The sequence below is a fragment of the Croceicoccus sp. Ery15 genome, assembly GCF_020985305.1.
Lineage (GTDB): Bacteria > Pseudomonadota > Alphaproteobacteria > Sphingomonadales > Sphingomonadaceae > Croceicoccus.
In genome coordinates this window covers 924,718-948,491 of sequence record NZ_CP087588.1, presented here as the reverse complement: position 1 = coordinate 948,491, position 23,774 = coordinate 924,718, and the positions used below count along the sequence as shown (strand labels likewise).

21 protein-coding genes and 1 tRNA gene are annotated in these 23,774 nt (G+C 60.0%); 13 read left to right on the top strand and 9 right to left on the bottom strand.

Features of this window, described 5'->3' with window-relative positions; all coding sequences use genetic code 11:
- The first annotated feature begins 17 nt into the window (after positions 1-17).
- From LOZ77_RS04710 to LOZ77_RS04680, 7 genes are all read left to right on the top strand, one after another.
- Positions 18-356 carry a single-stranded DNA-binding protein gene (locus LOZ77_RS04710; protein ID WP_230281033.1) on the top strand — a complete coding sequence of 113 codons (339 nt, stop codon included), beginning with the start codon at positions 18-20 and terminating at the stop codon, positions 354-356.
- Positions 357-484: 128 nt separating this feature from the next.
- Positions 485-949: a GNAT family N-acetyltransferase gene (locus LOZ77_RS04705; RefSeq protein ID WP_230281032.1), complete on the top strand. Its 465-nt coding sequence runs from the start codon at positions 485-487 to the stop codon at positions 947-949.
- 137 nt (positions 950-1,086) lie between these two features.
- Positions 1,087-1,458 carry a DUF6516 family protein gene (locus LOZ77_RS04700; protein ID WP_230281031.1) on the top strand — a complete coding sequence of 124 codons (372 nt, stop codon included), beginning with the start codon at positions 1,087-1,089 and terminating at the stop codon, positions 1,456-1,458.
- A complete protein-coding gene (locus LOZ77_RS04695) occupies positions 1,455-1,826 on the top strand; it encodes a helix-turn-helix domain-containing protein (RefSeq protein ID WP_230281030.1) in 372 nt (123 codons plus the stop codon). Before LOZ77_RS04700 ends, LOZ77_RS04695 begins: the two co-directional genes overlap by 4 nt.
- A 246-nt stretch (positions 1,827-2,072) precedes the next feature.
- Positions 2,073-2,771, top strand: a complete 699-nt coding sequence (locus LOZ77_RS04690) for a hypothetical protein (RefSeq protein ID WP_230281029.1) — start codon at positions 2,073-2,075, stop codon at positions 2,769-2,771.
- The gene (locus LOZ77_RS04685; protein WP_230281028.1) at positions 2,743-3,003 is read left to right on the top strand and encodes a hypothetical protein; all 261 of its coding nucleotides are present in this window, start codon (positions 2,743-2,745) and stop codon (positions 3,001-3,003) included. The genes LOZ77_RS04690 and LOZ77_RS04685 overlap by 29 nt, the downstream gene beginning before the upstream one ends.
- A 17-nt stretch (positions 3,004-3,020) precedes the next feature.
- Positions 3,021-4,001, top strand: coding sequence for a hypothetical protein (locus tag LOZ77_RS04680; RefSeq protein ID WP_230281027.1), 981 nt, complete (start codon positions 3,021-3,023; stop codon positions 3,999-4,001).
- Between the two features lie 181 nt (positions 4,002-4,182).
- Here the strand turns inward: LOZ77_RS04680 and LOZ77_RS04675 are convergent, their stop codons facing one another.
- On the bottom strand, positions 4,183-5,484 hold the full coding sequence (locus LOZ77_RS04675) for an integrase arm-type DNA-binding domain-containing protein (RefSeq protein ID WP_230281026.1): 1,302 nt from the start codon (positions 5,482-5,484) through the stop codon (positions 4,183-4,185).
- Positions 5,485-5,635: 151 nt separating this feature from the next.
- Here LOZ77_RS04675 and LOZ77_RS04670 point away from each other — a divergent pair.
- Positions 5,636-5,729 (top strand) — tRNA-Ser (locus LOZ77_RS04670).
- A gap of 129 nt (positions 5,730-5,858) precedes the next feature.
- Here the strand turns inward: LOZ77_RS04670 and LOZ77_RS04665 are convergent.
- The 7 genes from LOZ77_RS04665 to LOZ77_RS04635 form a co-directional block, all read right to left on the bottom strand.
- On the bottom strand, positions 5,859-6,920 hold the full coding sequence (locus LOZ77_RS04665; RefSeq protein WP_370638066.1) for an OmpA family protein: 1,062 nt from the start codon (positions 6,918-6,920) through the stop codon (positions 5,859-5,861).
- A gap of 211 nt (positions 6,921-7,131) precedes the next feature.
- Entirely contained in the window at positions 7,132-8,121 is a 990-nt protein-coding gene (locus tag LOZ77_RS04660) for an ABC transporter ATP-binding protein (protein ID WP_230281025.1), read from the bottom strand.
- Positions 8,118-9,176 (bottom strand): ABC transporter ATP-binding protein, encoded by a 1,059-nt coding sequence (locus LOZ77_RS04655; RefSeq protein ID WP_230281024.1) that lies wholly within the window; start codon positions 9,174-9,176, stop codon positions 8,118-8,120. Before LOZ77_RS04655 ends, LOZ77_RS04660 begins: the two co-directional genes overlap by 4 nt.
- A 4-nt stretch (positions 9,177-9,180) precedes the next feature.
- Positions 9,181-10,119, bottom strand: a complete 939-nt coding sequence (locus LOZ77_RS04650; protein ID WP_230281023.1) for an ABC transporter permease — start codon at positions 10,117-10,119, stop codon at positions 9,181-9,183.
- A gap of 16 nt (positions 10,120-10,135) precedes the next feature.
- Positions 10,136-11,053: an ABC transporter permease gene (locus tag LOZ77_RS04645; RefSeq protein WP_230281022.1), complete on the bottom strand. Its 918-nt coding sequence runs from the start codon at positions 11,051-11,053 to the stop codon at positions 10,136-10,138.
- 34 nt (positions 11,054-11,087) lie between these two features.
- Positions 11,088-12,794, bottom strand: a complete 1,707-nt coding sequence (locus LOZ77_RS04640; protein WP_230281021.1) for an ABC transporter substrate-binding protein — start codon at positions 12,792-12,794, stop codon at positions 11,088-11,090.
- Between the two features lie 155 nt (positions 12,795-12,949).
- Positions 12,950-13,342, bottom strand: a complete 393-nt coding sequence (locus LOZ77_RS04635) for a hypothetical protein (protein WP_230281020.1) — start codon at positions 13,340-13,342, stop codon at positions 12,950-12,952.
- A 331-nt stretch (positions 13,343-13,673) separates the two neighbouring features.
- Between LOZ77_RS04635 and LOZ77_RS04630 the strand changes: the two genes are divergently transcribed.
- Positions 13,674-14,267, top strand: coding sequence for a hypothetical protein (locus tag LOZ77_RS04630; protein ID WP_230281019.1), 594 nt, complete (start codon positions 13,674-13,676; stop codon positions 14,265-14,267).
- A gap of 4 nt (positions 14,268-14,271) precedes the next feature.
- Here the strand turns inward: LOZ77_RS04630 and LOZ77_RS04625 are convergent, their stop codons facing one another.
- Entirely contained in the window at positions 14,272-14,922 is a 651-nt protein-coding gene (locus LOZ77_RS04625) for a YitT family protein (protein ID WP_230281018.1), read from the bottom strand.
- Between the two features lie 93 nt (positions 14,923-15,015).
- Between LOZ77_RS04625 and LOZ77_RS04620 the strand changes: the two genes are divergently transcribed.
- The 4 genes from LOZ77_RS04620 (at position 15,016) to LOZ77_RS04605 (ending at position 23,692) form a co-directional block, all read left to right on the top strand.
- A complete protein-coding gene (locus tag LOZ77_RS04620; RefSeq protein ID WP_230281017.1) occupies positions 15,016-18,618 on the top strand; it encodes a hydantoinase B/oxoprolinase family protein in 3,603 nt (1,200 codons plus the stop codon).
- An 87-nt stretch (positions 18,619-18,705) separates the two neighbouring features.
- Positions 18,706-20,646, top strand: coding sequence for a sodium:proton antiporter (locus LOZ77_RS04615; RefSeq protein ID WP_230281771.1), 1,941 nt, complete (start codon positions 18,706-18,708; stop codon positions 20,644-20,646).
- Complete coding sequence (locus tag LOZ77_RS04610; RefSeq protein WP_230281016.1) at positions 20,643-21,305, top strand: OmpA family protein; 663 nt, start codon at positions 20,643-20,645, stop codon at positions 21,303-21,305. The genes LOZ77_RS04615 and LOZ77_RS04610 overlap by 4 nt, the downstream gene beginning before the upstream one ends.
- Before the next feature lie 95 nt (positions 21,306-21,400).
- A complete protein-coding gene (locus LOZ77_RS04605) occupies positions 21,401-23,692 on the top strand; it encodes an EAL domain-containing protein (RefSeq protein ID WP_230281015.1) in 2,292 nt (763 codons plus the stop codon).
- Positions 23,693-23,774: the final 82 nt, after the last annotated feature.

The window sequence follows — 23,774 nt, the reverse complement described above, 5'->3', positions numbered from 1 at the left end:
CGATCAGGAGAACACCCATGCAGAACATCGCAGAATTCCACATCATCGGACGCATCGGCAGGATCGATGCCACCAAGGAGGTCACCCACCTTTCGGTCGCAGCCAACTACAACCGCCGCGATGGCAACGAGTGGAAGAACGATCCCCACTGGAACCGCGTCACCCTGTTCGGCAAGTTGCGTGATCGCCTCGCCAACGCCGCGACGGGCGATCTCGTGCGGATCACCGGAAGGGTTCGCCAGACCAGCTACGAGACCGATGGCACGACCCACTACTGCGTGGACATGATCGCCGATGGCTTGGCGATCCTCGCCAAAGCGAGCGGCAAGCCTGCCGACGAAGACGTCGGGGAGTAGTACCCGGCTGGGCGGCGGCGCGAGCCGCCGCTTGAGCATCTTCTCCACCGCCGGGCAGTGCCGTGCGCAATCGATGCAGGTGGCAGATGCCGCAATGCCGCCACAATCATTCGCCAATCATCATTTGCATGACGCTGATAAGGCAGGCCATCTTCCCGGATGATGCAGCTTCGCTGCTAGACATCTGGCGCGAGTTTATCACGAACTCTCCCGTCAATCTCGACTATCAGGGGAATGACGCCGAATTCGCGAACCTGCCGGGCAAATATGCTGCGCCGCAAGGGTGCGTTCTGCTCGCTGAACGCGACGGCGGAATCGATGGCTGCGTCGCATTTCGGATGGTCAGCAAGGACATTTGCGAAATGAAGCGTCTCTATGTCCGGCCCAATGCACGCGGAAACCGCCTGGGGCACGCGCTGGTCAGCCGTTTGATCGTAGAAGCACGCAAGGCTGGGTATCGCGAAATCAGGCTCGACGTCATGGAGAAGTCCGCCACCGCACGCAGGCTTTACGAACAATTCGGGTTTGTCGATGCCGAGCCGATCTCGGTCAATCCGGTTCCCGGCGCGTCATTTCTCGGTCTGCAGATTTAGCCGAACAATCTGGACGCCTTGCTGAGTGGCTGCTGATGGCCACTCGAACGCCTGCTCCGGATCGATGTTTGATTGATTCCATCCCCCATGCCGCTCACGCCCTTTCATTTGTTATCAGTTTATGATAACACTGACCAGTGGACGAAACGCATGATTCGAGCCTTGATGCCCTGCTCCCGCTCGATGGCGAGATTTTCGTGATCGATCCTGCGGGCGATCACTGGGTCAAGTTCGAGGTCAAGCGTGTCGAACCATCGACCGAAAGGCCGCATGGTCTGCGTTATTCGCTGACCCTGCACGGCAGCGATGGCGAGCGTCTGGTTGGCTTCGACAACGCCCACCCGGTGGCCTCGGGTTCGGGGCCGGGAGCCAAACGGCCTGCGGCTTTCGATCACAAGCACCGACTGCGGACGATCAGGCCATACGATTATGCCGACGCCGCCAGTCTGCTGGCCGATTTCTGGAAGGAAGTCGAAGCCGTGCTGGCGGAAAGAGGAGTGAAACTATGAAGACGTTGAAGATCGGCATTGCCAATCCGGCTGACTACAAGGCGCGGACCATGGCGATTGCGCGGGGAGAACTGAAGCCATCGGCGCAAGGGCCGAAGGTGTGGTTCACCTCCATCGAGAGCCTTGCCAAGGTGCTGTCCGACCGCAACCGCGAGCTGCTGGCGCTGATCGCCGAGGAGAAGCCGGAATCACTTCAGGACCTTGCCGAGCGAACCGGGCGCGCGAAGTCCAACCTTTCGCGCACCCTGAAAACGATGGAGCACTATGGCCTGGTCCGCTTCGAAAAGCGCCCCAATCGCGCCCTCGCCCCGCGCGTCACCTATGACGATATCCGGCTCGATCTGCCATTGCGATCCAAGGCGGCGTGATCGGCGAGCGAAGGCCAGAGGAGCGAAATTGGAATTGGAGAGCAGCACATGAGCGACATACTCGACATGGCCGATGACATGGCGAAGGACCTCCGTGCCGTTGGGGCTATGGACGCCAAATCGTAGGCGCGAACTTACATTTTGGTTGGCATGTCGAGATCGGCGTATTTGGGATATGTTGGAAATCGTGTAGGTCGGCAGCACGAATCGTGCTGAGGAGAGTCCATTGATAATGGCAGAGTTGCAATGGCACTAGCGCTCGACCTACGCAGCCCGCTCCTTGTTGTGGTCGGGCAGTTCAATCCCGCAATTTTCGAGTTCCCTTGGATCGCCAAACATATCTTGGAAGCTGACGAAGGAGACGCCGTCCAAGCCCTCGAAGTGATCATGCAACTAGGTAATGTTGGGATGCGGCTTCAATTTTTCGAAGGCGTCGCGATCAACGTACAGCCTGGCCGAACTGAACTCCTCGTTCAGAACGGTGACGCTGATTCATTCAAGGCTGCCGAAGACAGGCTGACGAAACTATTGGAAGTCCTTCCCCATACGCCAGTCGCGGCGATCGGATGTAACTTCAGATTCAATGATCCGCAGCCGCCGCAGGATATCATCGAGCTGTTCGACACTCCCGAGGGACTCGAAGGCGAATTCACCATCAACTCCCGCCAGTCGACGACGCAATTGCAGGTCGAGGGCGGGGTGCTGAATTTCTCGCGCACCTTGTCTGATGCGGGGTGCGACTTCAGTTTCAATTATCATCGTGATGAGACCGATGCCCAGAAGTATGCCGATTTCGTGCCAGGCATGGTGAAGGCTCATCTCGACCATGCCGCGCATTTACTAGCTACAACTTTTGGGTATGAAGCCTTTGAGAAATTGAGCTTTGTGACCGAAGTCGAACCCGGAGAAAAAGCAGATGAGCAACCAATTGAAGCCGAGCATTAAGTCTGTTCGTGCGGCCAGGCTCGTCGTCGCAGCCCCGGCTGTCGCGCCCACCGTCACTGCCGATTTTGTGGCCCTGAGTTCATTGCCCCATGTCGTTAAGAGTGCGACGAAGATATTCAGACTGGACGATCCGGATCGTGTCGAAATCCGCAATTTGAACCGCATGCTGAAGCGTAGGGACGAGCCGCTGGAGGTGTCGACCTGCGACGCCGCTGGTGATCGGACTGACTGACCGACCGATCAGGCGCGATGGGCAGCATCGACTACATCTTTGAGAGTGAAAGTGGGATCAACAAAGACGAGTTGTCCCAAGGCGATCTGCTCCATCGCACACCCGAATTGGCGGCAGCAATTCGGCAGGCACACGCCCACTACGCCGACGCACCGAGCTACACTCATTTCCTAGTCCTAACGCAGTCATGCGACCTCGTACGGCGGCCGAAAAAATGCAAGGCACCGTATATTACGATCTGCGCGGTCCGCCCGCTGACGATCGCAGTAGACCGAGAACTCACCTCGCTGATAGACCAGCTTGGCGGTTGCCCAGTGCCTGTCGGCAGCAGCCAATCTGAGGTGCTCGCGAAGCAATATCTGGAGCGCGTCCTCAACAACACTGTTGACGGTCTCTTTTTCGTTCCAAAGGGTTCTGCCAACACGGTCGATGAGCATATGTGCGCGTTCCTTCCACTGTCGATAGCTCTCAAGACCGATCACTACGACGTATGTCTCAACGCGAAGGTTGCGCAGGCCCGCCCCATATTCGCAGCCAAGATCGGTTCCTTAGCCAGCAATCTTTATGGCAGGGTAGCGACGCCGGACTTAGTTGAGGAAGTTGGAAGCGCCGCTGCCTCAACCTACAAAGCCGAGTTTTTCGATGAACTCGGCCTAGGCAATATGCTCTGGCTCTCTCCGTTCGAACGGGATGAGTTGACCAAAGCGCTTGCACGGCACGATGTGGATGAACTCGGACCACTGACCAGAGAGATCGTCAAGGAAATGGTCTCTGCGATCCCGAACCCAAGGGATCTAATCGCTGACCGTGTGGTTGACATCCTCAAGAAGCGAAAGCTCCTTGCCTCGCTCGCTCCTGCAGAAGCGCTCGACGAACACGCCACATTGGAGGAAGATGCCCAACTGGCGGCACTAGACATTGCGGCGTCAAAGGTTCGAAACTTTATCCGCAATGACGCTGTAATCTCAAAGGTTCTAAAACTCCACGGTGGTCGCTAATCGCATGAATCTGCGCCTGTAGCCTTCGAGTCTTCGTCGCCTGAATGAACGACCGCTTCAAGGCTTATGGTTGAACGATCGAACGTTTGCAAAGTTGACAGAAAGTGCCGGTCGACGATTTAGTACCGAGAACAGCAGCTCGATGCATTTTTACTATGAAACTTGACCCAAAGCCAGTCAATCAACCCGTTCCCTTTTTTTTGCATTCGATCACTTCCCGCTCAAGCAGGTCGGCCCAGGCATTCGATGCTTCGCGGCGCTGCTCGAACAGTTCGGACATGTTGTAGATGCGGGCGACCTTCGACGTTGTCGCCGTCGCGACATGGTTGAGCATGCGGTCCACCACCGAAATATCGATGTGAAGGATTTCCGCAGCCTGTGTTGCGAAGCTGGTGCGCAGGTCATGGACCCGCCAATGTGGCATTTCGGTTGCCATAGTCCCGGCCTTCGTTGCCGCTTTCTGGCGCGCGTCATGGATGTAGCGGTCGAGCCGGTCCTTGGCCTTGCGGAAGCCCGATACTGATGTCGTGCCGGTGGTCGTGAACAGGAAGCGGCTTTCCTTGGGCCGGGCGGGATCGTCGATCACCGTGCGGATGATGCGCGTTGCCAGTGGGGATAACGGAACGTTCAGCGCCCTGCCGTTTTTCACCCGCTCGCCGGGGATGGTCCACTTCCCTTCCCCGCTTTCTTCGTCCCAGTCGATCTTGAGCTCATCGATCGGGAGTGATGCGATTTCCTCGCGCCGCATCGGGATCACGATCAGCAACCGGATCATCGGCCCGAATGGGTAGCCAAGCCTGCCAGCAGCCGCCCAGATTTCCTTCAATTCATCAAGGCTGTGGCAGCGGGTGCGCGGCACTTCGCGGCCCGGCTTCTTGACCTTGTCGATGACGTTGGTCTCGATGAAATCCTCGTTGACGCACCAGTTTAGGAAGGCCTTCAGATGCGCCAGCTTGCGGTTGCCTGCCGTGGGCGACGTGACGGCCAGCTCCCTGATCCGTGAAGTCAGTTCCGCACGTGTCAGCGATGCCAGTTCCCGGTCAACCAGATCGGAAATGATGCCACGCTTGCCGTCGAGCGAGCGCCGCCGCTCCGGCCCATGGCGAAGCTGGGCCAGCTTGATCGCCTCGTATTTGTCGAGAGCGTCCTTCACCGTCAAACGGCATTCCAGTTCGCGCTTGGCGGTTTCGACTTCCGCCTGCTTCACTTCATTGGGATCGACGCCTTCCATCACCTGCTGGCGATGCAGTCGCGCCGCGTCACGCGCTTCGGCAATCGACATCAATGGCCAGGTGCCCAGCGTGACACGCGACCTCTTTCCGTTCCTGAGCCGCACGAGCAGCGACCAGGTTACCGTGCGCTTGCCAGCCCGCACGCGCAGGCCCGGCTCGCGATCATCGACCAGCTCCAGTTGCGCGTCACCGGTCCGGTGCGCGCGTGCAGCCATGGCATCGATGGCCTGTTTTGTGATCGAACTCGTCATCGGACTGCCTGCCCGATCCAATTTCTAGGTTCCATTTAGGTTCCACCACGGAAAAGCTAAGGCTGTTCCACTATGGACAAAATAGAGCATAAATGCAAATGCATTTCGACGATAACTGCATGATTATAAAGTGATAAAAATGGACACTTGAGAACGCATATGAACAGTAGTGAACCTGTCTGAATACTGACTTTTTCAAACTCTTAATCAGCGGGTCCTAGGTTCGAGCCCTAGTGCGTCCACCATTTTTCAAGCCTTTACAGATTGGTGTGCGTAAACTTCGCATTGCTTGGCTGCGTGCCACAGCAGTCTTTCGCGCAGAAAAAAGGGGTGGATCGCTCCACCCCCCAAATCATCTGTAGCTTGACCGAAACCTACAATCCCGATCCTGATCCATAGATAATCTCAACCCTTCGGTTCTGAGGTTCGCGCACGCCGTCGGCCGTTTCAACACGCAGCTGGTTTTCACCAAAGCCTTGCGTCGCGATCTCGCCCGCCGGAATATTGCGAGCGATCAGATAATCACTGACCGCTTTGGCGCGCTTTTCGGATAAGCGAACATTGTAGCCCGATGGACCCGAACGGTCGGTATGGCCCGCGACCATGATCGGCACGCTGTCGCAATCGGCATAAGACGCGACGGCGCTATCCAGAATGCCTGCAGCTTCGCTAGTGATGTCAGAAGAATCCCAGTCGAAAAACACAATGTAGGGCCCCGTATTGCACACCACCTGCGGAGCAGGCGGTGGCGGAGGAGGAGGTGGTGGTGGCGGGATTGGTGCCGGTTCCGGAGACCAGAAATTATAGATTATCGATCCCATGAGTGAGTGGGTGCGCAGATCGACCTCATACCCGTCGTCGAATGCCCCCGCATCCGACATTTCAATCCCGTCATGCCTGAAATAGCGGTATTTGAAACCCGCATCCCAGTTATCGGACAAGGGCGCACGGAAGCCCGCGATCAGTTGCCATGCAAAGCCCGTGTCCGAATCCGAAAAATAGACCGTATCGCCAGGCATGCGCATTTTAGTGCGCGCAACGCCGGCACCGCCTCCAAGAAAGCCCTGCAGCCCCTCGTCACGGCCGAATTCGACTATCCCGTTGACCATGAATGACAGAGTGGTGAAATCGATCGCCGCTTCGTCGTCTTCAAATTCGCCATTGCGGGTCATCCCGCCGTCGTCATTGGCGCCCTTGTACGCAGCTTCGGTCTCCAGACGGAATCCGCCAAAGTCGTAACCGGCGATCATGTCGAAGTCATAACCGACATCCCAGTCGATCTCCCCTGCAAGACCGGCACTGTCCAGATAAACATCACTCGTCTCAGCCTGCATCAGCCCGCCATCGGCACCGATGTAAAAGCTACCCTCGCGTGCTTGCGCTGCTGTCGACAGCATCGATGTGGCAATGAGCCCGATTAAAATGCGATTTTTCAATGCGTTTCCCCGAGATGCCGTATTGAACAAAGCAAATCTAATATTAAGATTGCCAGAAAGCTACAATCAAGAGCAATTAATTTCCAAAGATGGCTAATGGCTTTGGAATCGATTGTAGTTTCGAAGGCGACCTCAATTTCAAGGCTTTATCGCCATCCATGATACCTGCCAGGTCAAAGCGTCAGATGCATGGCACAGCTAGGGGAGTGAACTATTTCTCCAAACAGAACGGGCAGTTCGATGCGAAATGGCCTGAAACTATTTCCTTAAATTCAGGGACATGCTTCTTCATATGCTCATCATGGGGAACGGGACTGCGCGGCCAGAAATTGCACCCCGACGGCGGATTCAACGGGCTTGGCGGATCACCCTGTAACACGATGCGGCTGCGCGTTCGCTCCAACCTGGGATCGGGCATCGGGATCGCGCTCATCAAAGCGCGGGTGTAAATATGCAGCGGATTATCGACGATCTCTTCCGCGCTACCCAATTCGATAATCTTGCCCAAATACATCACCGCGATGCGGTCGGCGATATAGCGGACGACGGACAGATCGTGACTGATGAAGATCATCGTCAGGCCCATCCGTTTCGTCAGATCTTTAAGCAGGTTCAAAATCTGCGACTGGATCGACACGTCGAGCGCGGATACAGGCTCGTCCGCGATGATCAGCTTGGGCTCGGGCGCCAGAGCGCGGGCGATGGCGATGCGCTGGCGCTGTCCGCCCGAAAACTCGTGCGGATAGCGGCGCATTTGTGCCGGATTCATGCCGACAGTGCGCATCAGATCGCCCACGCGGGCGCGCAATGCGTCACCCTTCAGCTCGGGATGGCGCGTCCGCACCGCTTCTGCCAGCGTATCCAGAACCGTCATGCGCGGATTGAGCGACGCATAGGGATCCTGGAAGATCATCTGGAAATCGATCCGAGCCGCCCGCAATTCACGGTCCGACAAGGCGCTGATTTCGCGCCCTTCCAGAAACACGCTGCCCGAAGTGGGGCGGATCAATTGCATGATCGTGCGGCCCAGCGTCGATTTGCCACAGCCGGATTCGCCGACCAGGCCAAGGATCTCACCCTCGTGGATCGTGAGCGAAATGCCGTCGACGGCCCTTACCACCCCTTTGCTTGCACGGCTGAACGGCTTGTTGCCTAGGTCGAAATGGGTCTTCACATCTTTCAGGACGAGGAAATCGCTCATGCCGCGCCCTCCCCTTCGGCAGCGGTTTCGATGCCCGCAAGATCGCCGGCGTCATGCTGCGGCAGCACACTCTCGATCGGCGCGCTGCTGTCGCAAAAGCGGCAATCGGCAAAACAATGACCATCGCCCTTGTCGACCAGCTGCGGGCGCGCGCCTTCGGGCACGGCCAACTTGGGATAGGGGCAACGCGGGAAGAAGGCGCAGCCCTTGATGTCCTTCGACACGTCCGGCGGCAATCCGGGGATGGTGTAAAGCTGCTCACCCTTGGTCTGGAGCGACGGGATCGTCTTTTGCAGGGCGCGGGTATAGGGATGGATCGGATCGTAAAAGACCTGTTCGGCGGTGCCGCTTTCCATCAGCTTGCCGCCGTACATCACGTTCACCTTGTCGCAGGTGCCCGCCACCACGCCCAGATCGTGAGTGACGAGGATGACTGCGGTGCCAAGCCGTTCCTGCCGCTCCTTGATGATGTCGAGGATCTGGGCCTGCACCGTCACGTCGAGGGCGGTGGTCGGCTCGTCCGCGATCAGCAGGTCGGGCTCGGTGATCAGCGCCATGGCGATCATCACGCGCTGGCGCATGCCGCCTGAAAACTCGTGCGGATATTGGGTCACGCGCTGCGCTGCGCCCGGAATGCCCACCTCTTCCAAGGCGGCGATCGCCTTGTGAAGCGCGGCCTTCTTGTCGATGTCGCGATGGATCTGCAGCGCTTCCACCAGCTGCGTGCTGATCCGCAGATAGGGATTGAGCGAGGTCATCGGATCCTGAAAGATCATGCTGATCCGGTTGCCGCGCACCTTGCGAAGCTGCTTTGGCGTCATCTGCAGCAAGTCTTGCCCGTCGAAAAACGCCGTTCCGCTTTCGATCCGGCCCGGCGGTTCGGGGATCAGCTTCATCAGCGAATAGCAGGTGACCGATTTGCCCGATCCGGATTCGCCCACGATGCCCAGCGTCTCGCCGCGATCCAGCGTAAACGATACGCCATCGACGGCACGCACCACACCGCCGCGCGTGTAAAACGATGTGCGCAGGTCGGAAACTTCGAGAAGTGCCATCAGATCAGTCCTTCGCGCTCTTGGGATCGAGCGCGTCGCGCAGTCCGTCGCCCAAAAAATTCAGGCAGAACAGCGTCAGCGCAAAGAAGAATGCAGGGAACATCAGCATCCACGGGAAGATTTCCATGTTCTGCTGCCCCTCGTTAATCAGCACGCCCCACGATGCATTGGGCGGCTGGATGCCAAGGCCAAGGAAGGACAGAAAAGCCTCCAGCAGCATGACAGCGGGCACCGTCAGCGTAGCGACCACGATCACGGGGCCAAGCACATTGGGGATCAGGTGTCGCACGATGATCCGCATATGCGAAAAGCCGAGCGAATTGGCAGCCTCGACAAATTCCTGTTTCTTCAGGCTGATCACGCCCGAACGCACGATACGCGCCGTGGTCAGCCATTCGATGCAACCGATGGCAACGAAAATCAGCCACAGCGAACGCCCGAAAGCAACCATCAGCAGGATGACGAAGATCGTGAACGGAAGCGCATAGAGCAGATCGACGAAGCGCATCATCGCGCTATCGACCTTGCCACCCAGATAGCCTGCGACCGCGCCATACATCACGCCGATCAACAATGCGACCAGCGTGGCGACCAGCCCGACGAGCAGCGAAATCCGCCCGCCTTCCATCACGCGCACCATCAGATCGCGGCCCAGCGTGTCGGTGCCGAACCAGTGATCCGCCGACGGGCCCACCGCGCCAAGGAACAGGTCCTGCGTCTGGCTGTCATAAGGCGAAAGCCATGGCCCGACCACGCAGAACAGGGTGATGAAGATAAAGATGAACAGGCTGGTCACCGCCAGCCGATTGCGTTTCAGCCGGTGCCATGCATCGCGCCAGAGGGAGGAGCCCTCCTCCAGCTCTTCGGCGGCAATCTCGCTCGCCTCGGTCGGCGGCGGGACGGGTTCGTTGGCCAGTACGGCGGTTTCGGAATGATCGCTCATAAATTCTACCCAGCGCCTATTCGTATTTCAGTCGCGGATTGAGCGCGACCTGAACGATGTCGACCAGAAGGTTCATCACCACGATCAGCGCCGCAAAAAGGACCGTAAGCCCAAGGATCAGAAAGTCGTCGCGGTTGAGCGCGCCCTTCACGAACCATTGCCCCAGCCCCGGAATCTGGAAGATCGTTTCAACGACGAAACTGCCCGAGATAATCCCGGCCAGCGCAGGGCCGAGGAAGGTGATGGCAGGGATCAGCCCGCCTTTGAGGCAGTGCTTGAACACGATGGTCGTTTCCGACACGCCCTTGGCGCGCGCGGTCCGCACCCAGTCCTGATTGAGCATTTCGAGCATGCCGCCACGCGTCAGCCGCGCGAAATAGGCCGCGTAATACAGGCCCAGCGTCAGCGCGGGCAGGATCACATATTCGGGCCCGAACCAGCCCGCGACCGGCAGCACTTCGAAAATCAGGCCGAATACCAGCGCCAGCAGCGGCCCCATGACGAAGGTGGGCAGGCAGATACCCGCCATCGACACCGACATCGGCACATAGTCCAGCCAGCTGTTCTGACGGACCGCCGCCAGAGTACCGACCGGGATGCCCAGAAACAGCGCCAGCCCCAGCGAGATCGATCCCAGCTTCAGCGATACCGGAAAGCTTTCGGCAATGATCGCGGTCACCGATCGGTTGGCATAGACCGCGCTCGGCCCGAATTCGCCGCGCAGCGCATTGGTGACCGACGTCACGAAACGCTCGCCCACCGGCTTGTCGTATCCGTAAAATGCCTCGATCTGGGCGAGGATTTCGGGGCGGATGGCGCGTTCGGTGCTGAACGGGCTGCCCGGCGTTGCCGCCACGAGGAAAAAGGTGACCGCATAGATGGCAAGGAGCACCAACAGCCCCTGAACCAGCCGGACGGCGACAAAGCGGAACATTTCTCTGCTCTCCCTATACGCTTTTCGGGCGGGCTTATTCGGCGGCGGGGGCCGCAGGGGCCTTTAGCGACACATATTTGAGCGGATGGTTGTCCAGCGCCTTGGGGTACCAGCCTTCGATCAGCGGGCTCTTCAGATAGGTGCGGGTATACCAATAGATCGGGATAATCGGCATATCCTCCATCAGCACCTCCTCGGCATCGTGGAGCAGTTGCAGACGCTGATCATCGGTTTTCGCGGTGCGGGCCTGATTTATCAGGCTGTCGTAACGCGGGTTGGCCCAGCCGGTATCGTTATTGCCATTGCCGGTAGTGAAAATGTCGAGGAACGTATTGGGATAGGCGTAATCGGCGATCCAGCCCGCGCGGACAAGGTCGTAATCCAGATTGCTCTGGCTATCGAGATAGACCTTCCACTCCTGGTTATAGATGCCGATATTGACGCCCAGTTCCTTGCGCCACATCGCCTGCAACGCTTCGGCGATCTTGCGATGCGCTTCGTTCGTGTTGATCAGGATTTCGACGTCGGGAAAGCCCTTGCCACCCGGATAGCCGGCTTCTGTCAGCAATTGCCGCGCCAGATCGGGCTGGAACTGCGCCGCGGTCGACGCATCAAAGCCCACCATGCCGGGCGGGGTGAAACCGGTGGCGGGAATCTGCCCGCCCTTGGTCACCTTGTCCACCAGCAGCTTCTTGTCGATCGAATAGGCCAATGCCTTGCGCACGCGCACATCGTCGAACGGCTTGCGGGTGACATTGATGCGATAGAAATAGCTGCCCAGATAGGGCTCGATCATCATCTCGCCGGGCATTTTCTCAAGGAAGACGGGTATCTTGTCAGGTGTCACCGTATTGGTCAGATGCAACCGCCCGCCGCGGAACATGGTCTCTTCGGTCGTCACATTCTCGACCGGATAGAAATCCACGCCGTTCAGCTTGACCCTGTCGGCGTCCCAGTAATTCGGGTTCCTGCGCACCTTGATGATCTGGTTCGTGACCCAGTCGTCCAGCACGAACGGTCCGTTGCCGACATAATTCTCCAGCGTAGACCATCCACTTTGCCGGTTGGCCATTCCGCCGTTTTCCTCGACCGCGCGGGGGTTTACGGGGAACCAGCTGTAATGTTTCAGCATGTTGAGGAAGAATGGCGCCGACCCTTCCAGCGTGACGACCAGCGTCTTGTCGTCCACCGCCTTGACCCCGACGGTCGAGAAATCGGTCGTCTTGCCCTGATGAAACGCCTCTGCCCCTTTCAGGATATAGAGCATCTCCGCATATTCGGCGCCCAGTTCGGGCGTAAGCATGCGGTGCCAGCTATAGACGAAATCGCTGGCCCGGACCGGATCGCCATTGGTCCATTGTGCCTCGCGCAAATGGAAGGTCCACACCGAATAATCCTCGTTGCTTTCCCAGCTTTCGGCCATGCCGGGTTCGGGCTGAAGATCGTCGGTCGGATGATAGGCGATCAGACCCTCCAGCAGAGCCGAGATGATCTTGTTCTCGGGCACGCCGGTGACCAGATGCGGGTCGAGGCCCTTTGGCTCGCTGCCATTGCCGAACAGCAGGATACCGTCGCGCGCAGCCTGATCGGTATATCGTTCACCCGAACCGCAGGCCGCCAGCAGGCCGGCGGAAAACATCAGTGACAAGGCGGCGAAGGCGCGGCGGGTGAATCCCGCGGCGGATTTGGAGCGGGGGGGCATCCGGCAAGCAGTCCTCTCGACACGAAATTCCGTATTCATTGCGCGACGATGGCAGAGCAAAGGGCGCGCCGCAATGGTGCAGCGCGCCCCGAACCGGTTTCATTTGCAATTTTCCGGCGCAAACACGCCTTGCTGGCATCCCCGATCCAATCCACGCCGGCTCTCCCCAATGGCGGCGCGGAAAGCCTGGCCAATCAGCAAGCGGCGACGCGCGGGCCGGTCTTGCGATAGGCTGGCAGATCGTCGAGCATCTCCTGCGGATCGTCGCTGAGGATCATGTTGCGATGCGCGATATGCAGCAGGCGATCGAACACCGCCGGATGCAGCCCCTGTTCGAACTGCACGCCCGCCTCGACACCCTTGCGCAGCCAGATGACGCGCCCTTCGACAGGACCGACATTGCCGAATTGCAGATAGATGGTGTCGCCCCGTTGCAGGGTGACGGGAATGCACTCTACCGCGCACCCCTCGCTGGTGAGATTGCGAACGATCGAAATCCGCGCCAGGCAGCCTGCGGCCCGCAGACGGCACTGCGCCACGAATTCGTGCCGCTCAAGCATCCGAAACTGATCTTTCGTGTTCGACATTCCCAGACCTCTTTGCTGCAAATGCTGGCCGTTTTGCCCGTCACCACGGACGACTTGGCCTTACCGTTGTTAATGGGCCCCGTTTGGCGGGGCCGCCCCTGCATAAATAATTGTCACCCCTGCCCCCAGCGGGTGACTGACGCCTGTTTGACCGCGCCAGCCCGAATCTTCAATTTCGGTAACCTTGTTTCTTAAGCACTTGTCGCCCGCTGTATCGCGGCGGCACAGGTGGCAGCAAAGCGGTAAACGCGCTTGCCAAAGAGCGCATCGGGAACTGGCGCGCACGCTCCCTCGTTATCCGCCCGACGGGACAGGTAATTGAGGATGTACTATGGACACCGTCAATCCACTGGTCTGGCTTGCCATCGCGGGCGCGGTCATCGCTGCACTGCTGATCTGGTATTTCATCGCGCGCAGCCGCACCAACCGGCTACGCCAGCGATTCGGTGACGAATATGACCGTACGGTCGCAGTCACCGGCAGCACCGGCAAGGCCGAGCACGATCTGGAAGACCGCCAGCGCCGCGTGGCCGCGTTCGACATTCGCCCGCTGACTGCGAAAGAACACGACCGCTTTGCCGAGGAATGGACCGAGGTAAAAAGCATCTTCGTCAATAGCCCCGCCGAAGCAGTCCTGCATGCGGACCGCAGCATTGGCGCGCTGATGCAGGCCCGCGGCTTTCCGGTGTCGGATTTCGACCAGCGTCATGCCGATCTGACCGTCGATTATCCCGATGTCGCGCGCCATTACCGCGAGGGTCACGATATCGCGATGCGCCAGGGCCGCGATCCCAGCGGTACGGAAGTGGCGACCGAGGATCTGCGTCAGGCCATGATCCATTATGAAGTGCTGTTCAATGTGCTGATCCGCGAAGTCGCGGTTCCCAACACGCAACGCGACCGGATTGCCGAACCGGCCGTTTAGCTGGTCAATAGCCGGTGTAACGCCCCGGGCGGTGGAAAGCGATGAGCACTGCGCTCATCGCCACCACGCTCAGCACCGACCACGCCGCCAGTTCAGGCGGGCGCGTCGTAATCGCGGCAAGGATAATCACACCGTCGAGCGCAAAGGTCAGCCAGCCGACGCTCCATCCCTTTTTGCGGTTGAGCCAGACCGACACGATCGTCACCCCGCCCACGCCCGAACGGTGGCGCAACATGGCCATCACCCCTGCCCCGGCGGCGGTTCCGCCTGCGATGGCAGCAAAGGCCGGATGCACATCGCTGATATCAAGCGATATGCGCGTAAGGGCGGCAGTAAGCGACACGGCGGCGACCGCGCAGACGGTTTTCACGAAGAACCCGCGCCCCATCGCGCTCCACGCCAGCACCAGAAACGGCACATTGAGCGACCAGAACCAGAAATCCACCGTCATCCCGAAAAGATAGCTGAACAGCAGCGCCACGCCGCCCATACCTGCCGTGACGATCCCGCTGGCCTTCATGATCACCAGACCCAATGACATCAGCAATGCGCCGCTCAACAGGCCATAGACATCCTCGGCCAGACTATGGGCCTTGGGTTCGGGAAATTCGGGTTCGATGGGGCCGCTGCGCTCGGCGGCCTTGGTGCTGGTCATCACGGGGGTCCTTCCTCTCCGCGCCCGCTAGACGAGAGGGTGTCATATCTCAACCCGTGCCATCGAGCGTAAAATTCGTTAGGCGCTGTCCCCATGGACAAATGGCAATTCTGGATCGACCGCGGCGGGACCTTTACCGATGTGGTGGCCATCGCCCCCGATGGCACGTTGCAACGCACCAAGCTGCTGTCCGAAGACCCGGCACGCGCCGAAGATGCCGCGATCCACGCAATCCGGACCATCACGGCGACGCCCGAAGGGCCATTGCCGCCATGCGAGTTGCGGATCGGCACCACGGTCGCCACCAATGCCTTGCTGGAACGCAAGGGCGCGCGGGTGGCGCTGGCGATCACGGCGGGGTTCGAGGATGCGCTGCGGATCGGATCGCAGGAACGCCCTGACCTGTTCGCCCGTCAGATCGTGCTTCCCGAACCGATCTATGACCGCGTGATCGGGATCGACGAACGCGTGCTGGCCGATGGCACGGTCGAACGCGTCCTGGACAAGGCACAGGCCCGCGCGGCGCTGGAACAGGCCAGAGCCGTTGGCATCGATGCCATCGCGATCTGCCTGATGCACGGTTATCGCTATCATGCGCATGAAGAGGCATTGGGCCGGATCGCGCGCGAAGCCGGTTTCGCGCAAATTTCGGTCAGTCACGCGCTGGCGCCTCTCATCAAGCTGGTATCGCGCGGGGATACTTGCGTGCTCGACGCTTATGTCTCGCCGCCATTGCGGGCCTATACCTCCACCGTGGCGCGGGGACTGGGCCACGCAGGCGATGCATTATTCATGCAATCGAACGGCGGGTTGACCGCGCGCGAGCAGTTTCACGGCAAGGATGCGATCCTTTCGGGACCGGCGGGCGGCATCGTCGGCATGGCCGCCACGGCGGAAGAAGCGGGCTTTCCCGCCGTTGTCGGCTTCGACATGGGCGGAACGTCGTCCGATGTGTCGTGGTATTCGGGCCAATATGAACGTGACAGCGAAACGCGGCTGGAGGGCGTGCGGATCGCTGCCCCGATGATGCGCATTCATACGGTCGCGTCGGGCGGCGGTTCGATCTGCCGGTTCGAGGCGGGGCGGTTCCATGTCGGGCCCGAATCGGCAGGCGCGTTCCCCGGCCCGGCCTGCTATCGCAATGGCGGGCCGCTGACGGTGACCGATTGCAATCTGGCGCTGGGCAAATTGCAGGCAAGCCATTTTCCGACCGTGTTCGGGCCGGAGGGCAATCTACCCCCCGATCGCGACATCGTGATGGCCAAGCTGGCGTCACTTTGCGCACAAATCGCGTCCGAAACGGGTCGCAAGTTGTCACCCCTCGACGCTGCCGAGGGCTTTATCGCCATCGCGGTGCAGGACATGGCGCAAGCGATCAAGGCAATCTCGATCAGGCGCGGTCATGACATCGGCGGCGCCGCGCTTGCCGCTTTCGGCGGAGCGGGCGGCCAGCACGCGTGCCTTGTTGCCGAGGCATTGGGAGTGGATGTCGTGCAATGCCATCCGCTGGCCAGCGTGCTTTCCGCCTATGGCATGGGTCTTGCCGACCGCCGCGCCATGCGCGAGGCGAGCATGGCCGTGGAACTGACTGCGCATAACGAGGCCGAGATCACGGAACAGGCCGGTATTCTGGCGCGGGAAGCCCGCAGCGAACTGGCCGATCAGGGTATCGAGAGCGCCGGAATTACGGTCGAGCACAGCTTGCAACTGCGGCCTGCCGGAACCGAAAACACGCTGGAAATCCCCCTCCTCTCGTTGAACGAAATGAAAACCCGCTTCCGCTCCGGTTGGCGCGAGCGGTTCGGTTTCGAGCCCGAAGGCGCGATCATGGTCGCCACCGCACGCGTAGAGGCGATCCATCGCTCGCAGCGGCGTGACGGGCCGCCCCTGCCCTTGCCCGACCGGTCAGCCGATCCTGCCGCGATGGTGGAAAGCCATCTGGCCGGTCAAACCCGCCGCATTCCGCTTTTCCGCCGCGCCGGTCTGGCTGCCGGTTTTACCGCGACCGGCCCCGCTCTGGTGGTCGACGATGTCTCGACCATCGTGGTCGAACCGGGCTGGAGCCTGACGGTCGACACCATTGGCAATCTGATCCTGCGCCGGACCGGCAATGTCACCAGACAGGCCGCCTCCACCGCGCGCGATCCGGTGCGAACCGCCATCATGGGCGCGCTGTTCATGGGCATTGCCGAGGAAATGGGCGCAGCGCTGCAGGCCAGCGCCAGCTCGGTCAACATACGGGAACGGCTCGATTTTTCCTGCGCCATATTCGACGGTCAGGGTAATCTGATCGCCAATGCGCCGCATATGCCGGTGCATCTGGGCTCTATGGGCGAAAGCGTTCGCACCGTGGCACGGCGGCGCGGCGCGGACGGGCGCGGCATCCGCAAGGGCGATGCCTATGCGCTTAACGCTCCGTATGACGGCGGCACCCATCTGCCCGATATAACCGTCGTGCTGCCGGTATTTGCCGATGGCGACGACAGCGCGCCCGCGTGGTGGGCTGCGGCGCGCGGGCACCATGCGGACATTGGCGGCATCGCGCCGGGCTCCATGCCCGCATCCAGCACCAGCGTCGAAGACGAAGGCATATTGCTGGATAATGTGCTGCTGGTCGACGAAGGGCGTTTTCTGGAGGCGGGCATGCGCAGCATGCTGGGCACCGGCCCGCATCCGGCGCGCGATCCCGATCGCAACATTGCCGATCTGAAAGCCCAGCTTGCCGCCTGTATCAAGGGAGCGAGCGAGCTGAACCGGCTGGCCAAAGCGCAATCGCGCGCCGTGGTCGATGCCTATATGGGGCATGTCATGGCGCAGGCGGAGGAAGCCGTTCGCGTCTTGCTGGGCAGGCTGCATGATGGTGCATTCGCCTATGAAATGGATGACGGATCGGTCATCCGGCTGGCTGTCGCCATCGACCGCGCCAAGGGCGAGGCTGTGTTCGATTTCACCGGCACCAGCCCCCAGCATGCAGGGAATTTCAATGCGCCGCTGCCGATTGTGAAGGCCGCCGTCCTTTACGCGATCCGCACCATGATCGACGGCGATGTGCCGATGAACGAGGGGTGCCTTGCGCCGGTCCGACTGGTCGTGCCCGAAGGGTCGATGCTGAACCCGCAATCGCCTGCTGCCGTGGTGGCAGGCAATGTCGAAACCAGCCAGGTCGTCACCGACACGATTTTCGGCGCTTTGGACGCAATGGCGGGCGCGCAGGGGACGATGAACAATCTCACCTTCGGGAACGAGAATTACCAGTATTACGAGACGATTGCTGGCGGATCTGGCGCTGGCCCGCTGCCCGATGGCGGGTTTGACGGCGCCGACGCGGTGCAGACGCACATGACCAATTCACGCCTGACCGATCCCGAAATACTGGAAAGCCGCTTTCCCGTGGTGCTGCAGGAATTCGCGATCCGGCGCGGTTCCGGCGGCGAAGGGCAATGGCGCGGCGGCGACGGAATCGTCAGGCGCATTCGTTTCCGCGAGCCGATGGAAGCGGGAATATTATCGAACCGCCGCCGCGTACCGCCCTTTGGACTGGGTGGAGGCAAGGACGGAGCGATCGGTGAGAATACCGTGATCCGTGCCGACGGTACGCGGGAAAAGCTGGCTGCCTGCGCGGGCGTGACGATGCAGCCGGGCGACGCGATCGAGATCCGCACACCCGGCGGCGGAGGTTACGGAAAGGCGCAGTAGGGCTACTGGCGGAACACCAATCGCTGCCCCGCATTAACAGGGACGGGTTTGCCAATCACCCTTCAGATGTGGCAGCAACGGACGGGCATGCAGGAACAGGCAGTTGTCATCGCACTGGTCGGGGTGCTGGGAATAGGCGCGCAATGGGTTGCGTGGCGTACGGGCTGGCCCGCGATCGTGCTGATGCTGATCGCCGGATTTCTGGCTGGCCCGATCCTTGGCATCATCGATCCGCATCACGCTTTCGGAGAGATGCTGGAGCCGATGATATCGATCGGCGTGGCGCTGATCCTGTTCGAAGGCGGGCTCAGCCTCGATTTCCGGGAACTCAGGCGAACGGGCGGCGCGGTCTGGCGGCTGGTTGTGTTCGGCGTGCCGGTCGCTTGGGTCGCGGGATCGCTGGCCTGTTATTATATCGCGGGGCTTGTCTGGCCGGTCGCCATCCTGTTTGCGGGCATTCTGGTTGTCACGGGGCCTACGGTGGTGCTGCCCCTGCTGCGCCAGTCCAGCGTGGCGCAGCGGCCTGCCGCCATTCTGAAATGGGAAGCAATCGTCAACGATCCGTTCGGCGCGATGTGCGCGGTGCTGGCCTATGAATATTTCCGTGCGTCGGCGGATGGCGCAACCCTGTTCGATGTGGTCCCCGCCCTCGTCTTCGCGTCGCTGGCCGCGGCCGTTTTGGGCTATGCCGCCGCATGGGCCATCGCGTGGAGCTTTCCACGCGGGCTGGTGCCCGAATATCTGAAGGCGCCCGTCCTGCTGGTCGTCGTAGTCGGGCTGTTCGTGATATCCAACCTGATCCAGCAGGAAACCGGCCTTGTCGCCGTGACTTTGATGGGTGTCGCGCTTGCCAATATGAATGTGGATTCGCTGCGCGACATTCACCCGTTCAAACAGAATATCGCGGTCATCCTTGTGTCGGGCATCTTCATCCTGCTGTCGGCGCAGCTGGATTACGATACGCTGCGCCTTTTGGAATGGCAGTTTACGCTGTTCCTGCTGGCAATCCTGTTTCTGGTACGGCCCGCGACTGTCCTTATCAGCCTCGCCTTTTCCAAAGTGCCCTGGAACGAGCGTATTTTTCTCGCCTGGATTGCGCCGCGCGGTATCGTGGCGGTGGCGATTTCGGGCCTGTTCGCGCTGCGCCTGTCCGATCTTGGCTATGACGACGGCACCATATTGATCAGCCTTTCCTTCGCGGTCTGCGTCGCCACCATCGTGGCGCATGGCTTTACCATGGCGCCCGTCGCGCGCTGGCTGGGCGTGACCGGATCGACCACGCCGGGACTGCTGCTGGTCGGCGCGACGCCATGGTCGATCTCTCTGGCACGGGAACTGGCCGATCTGGACGTGCCGGTGACGCTGGCCGATACCAGCTGGTGGCGCCTGTCGCGCGCGCGGCAACAGGGGCTGGACACGTATCACGGCGAGATCTTGGCCGAGGCGACCGAGCATTCGCTCGACCTCTCACAATATCAGGTGTTGGTCGCCGCGACCGAGAACGAGGCCTATAACGCCCTTGTCTGCAACGAATTCGCGCCGGAAATCGGGCGCGATGCCGTGTATCAGCTGGGTGAGGCCAGCCACCACGACGATCCACGCGCCCTGCCCCCTTCAATCCGCGGCCGATCCCTGTTCGAATCGGGCGTGGGGATGGAGGACATGCACCAGCGGCAGGCGCAGGGCTGGGAATTCCGCAAGACCCGCCTGTCCGACCAGTTCGGTTTCGACCGCGCGCGCGATGCGCTGCCCGACGATGCGGATTTCGTGCTGGTGCTCAAGAAAGACGGTAAGCTGCGGTTCTTCACCCACGCATCGCGCCCCACGCCGGGCCCGGGCGATGTCATCATATCCTATTCGCCGCCCGTCGATCCGGTGACTGAAAAGGTCCACGCCAAGCGCGAAAAGCGGGCAAAGGCGCAGGCCAAGGCCGAACAGGCGAATGCGCCGCAGCCAGCCAAGACCAACGAGAACGGAGAAAAAAACGGGCCTGAAAGCCCGTCGGGAGAGGAGCCCAGTCCAGCATGAGCACCGTCGAGACCATAAAATCCGGCCGCATGAATGCGCCGCTCCTTGCCCTGACGGTCGCGGCGCTGGCCTTGGCCGGCTGTAATCAGCCGCAAGCACCCGAGCCTGAGCCGGAAGAAGCCGAGACTGCGGTCGGATCAAGTATCGAGCAACCGGATGAGGACGGCGCGAACACCTCGATCCTGCGTTCTGACATGGATGCCCGACCAATCGACGATCCGCCGCTCGAACCGCTGGAAATGACCGTTCCGTTCGGTGAAGGCGGCACGGCCCTTAACGATAATGCCAAGGCGATCGTAGCCAGCATTATCGATAGCGAGCAGTTCGCGAAAGGCGGAGCCATAACCCTGCGCGGTCATACCGATTCCAGCGGCTATGACGAAGCCAATTTGCGCGCATCGAAACGACGGGCGGAAGCGGTTTCCAAACTACTAGAGGAATCTGGGGCAAGCATAGAAAAAATCACGATTATTGCTATGGGCGAACAAAATCCCATCGCTCCCAATGGGCTGCCGAATGGCGAGCCGGACGAGGCCGGGCGGGCCACAAACCGCCGGGTCGAAGTCATCATCGCCCCGCCTCCGCCAGAAGCAAGCGAAGATGCTGTGGTCGAGACAGACTTGCCCGCGCAAGAGCCGGGCGATACGGCGGGACGTTAAGCAAAAGCGGCAAGCAATCGGAAAAAATTCGCCTTACATCATACGGCTCGCGGAAAGCAGCGATCTGTTAACTATCCTATGCTATCGAAGCATCGATGCGCGCGCACACATCTCGCCTTTGGATCGAGCCGCGAACCTATCGCCGGCTGCAACAGGTCCTGCTGTCGCTTATAGCGGCCCTTGTGGTGCTGTTCGCGCTCGACATTCCCAAACTGATCGACGAGATGCCGCGCCTCGTCGTCTCGCGCACAATGCAACACCCTGTTTCTGGCGAAATTGTTCTGGTCACAACAGAGCGTAGCGATGGTGATAACGAAACCGTCGCCTCACGCCAATCCAAGGCGATTGCCGCTCTCGACCGGTTGAACCCGGAAAGGATCGTTTTCGAAGGCCGTTTCCCGGCCGATGACCCTGGCATTCCCGCTTTGCGCCGCGTTATTGCCAATGCTAAAGCGCCAGTGATTGTCGCTTGGCCGGCGACTGCCAATGAAATAACAGCCTCGGATTCGCTGACAGTCCTTCGCAATGCGGACTTGCCCGTTGACGGCGAAGCGGTGGATGCGAACTGGACGTCGCTGACGGGCTTTATTTTCGAAGGCGATCTTACATTCGAAAATGGCGGGAAGGAACTGCCGCGTCTTGGCGCAGCGATTGCAGGGCCGTCCGTTCAGTCAGACTCTCCATATCCAATAGACTTCCGCTATTCGCCGCAATCGATACCGGTTGTCACTCTGGGCGATCTGGAAAACGGGCAAACAGACGCCGAAACGATCGCGGGCAAGCGCATTCTCATCTCGGCACCTGCCAGCGGATCGCAAAGTCTTATCAACACGCCGCTGCGCAAATCCATGCCCAGCACAATAGTCGGCGTCATCGCTGCCGAGACACTGCTGACGGGCAGCTTGAAACCGATTGACTGGTATCTGCCATTTCTGGTTTGCGGGCTGGCACTTGCCATTGCCGCCACTCTTGCCAAGTTGCCTCGCCGTATCTCTTATGGGCTGCTGGCAATAGGATCACTGGCGGCTCCCTTCATCGCCGCCCATTTCGACCTGCTTTTGCCGACCGGCATGGTCTATACCCTGCTTGCCATCTATGCCGCCGTCCGCATCCGCAACAACTGGCGCGAGCGTGCGGCCAGCGTCGATGCGACATCGGGCCTTTCAAATTTCAATGCCCTGCTCGACGATTTTCCCAAGGCACGTGGGCGCTTGGTCATCGCTCGGGTCGAGAATTTCGAGGAGATCCTCGCCAGCCTCGAACCTTCACTCCATCGTAACTTTATTCAGCAGATATCCCAGCGACTGTCTGTCGGAAACGACGTCCGCATCTATACTGACACCACCGGCCATTTCGCATGGTTCGACGAAATGGAGCATGCCAAGAGCCACATTACCGGCCTGCTCGCACTCGCAAGTGCACCGTTGCGCGTTTCTGAGCGCACCCTCGATTTTTCGTGCGCCTTCGGCATTCTCGACGACGATGTAGCGAAGCCGCGGCAAGCAATCAGCGCGACGGTTGTGGCTGCCGAATTAGCGTCGAAAAGGCCCAGCCGGATGGCACTGGTCAGCGAACAAGGTGGATCGGACACCGACTGGCAATTGTCGCTCCATTCCTCTCTCGATCATGCGATTGCCCATCAGCATATCTATCTGCTTTTCCAGCCCCAATGCCTGTTGGAAAGCGGACATGTTGTGGGTGCCGAGGCCCTGGTCCGCTGGAAGCACCCCCAGCGGGGTGAGATCAGCCCGACAGAGTTCATACCCTTTATCGAGAAAGCGGGTCGTTTGAAGCCGCTGACAGCTCATACCCTTCGTCTGGCCGCACGCTCTGCCAATGCGGCGCTAAACGCCGGCGCACGCATTTCGGTGAATATTTCGGCCACCCTGCTAGCCGAGCACGACTTCGTTTCGCTGATCTGCGACAATATCGCTGCCGGGGGCGGTAGGCCCGAGGCGATCACGATCGAGATCACCGAAACCGCCAAGATCGACGATTTCCGCACCGCTGCGCGCAATCTGGAGCGGCTACAGAAACGCGGTTTCCATATTTCTCTCGACGATTTCGGAACAGGTGAAGCTAATCTGTCCCTGCTGGTCGGCCTGCCCTGCGACGAGATCAAGATTGACCGTAGCTTTGTTGCCCTGGCTCAGCACAACGATCGGGCACGCATTGTCATCCGCGCATTGAACGACACAGCCCGCAAAGCAGGGATGCGGCTGGTGGCAGAAGGGATCGAAACGGAAGAGGAGCAGGACCTGCTGATCTCGCTTGGCTGCGTGATAGGACAAGGGTTCCTTTATGGCAGGCCCATGCGGATTGCGGACCTGCTTGGCATGCTTGACGCGACAGAAGCAGCCGAGCCCAAGAAATTAACTCTTTATTAACTATCATTTTAAGGTTAACAGAGAGGTCTCAGTAACTGGAGGCCTAACATGCGTAACCGTAAGCCGAGCACCGCTGCACGCG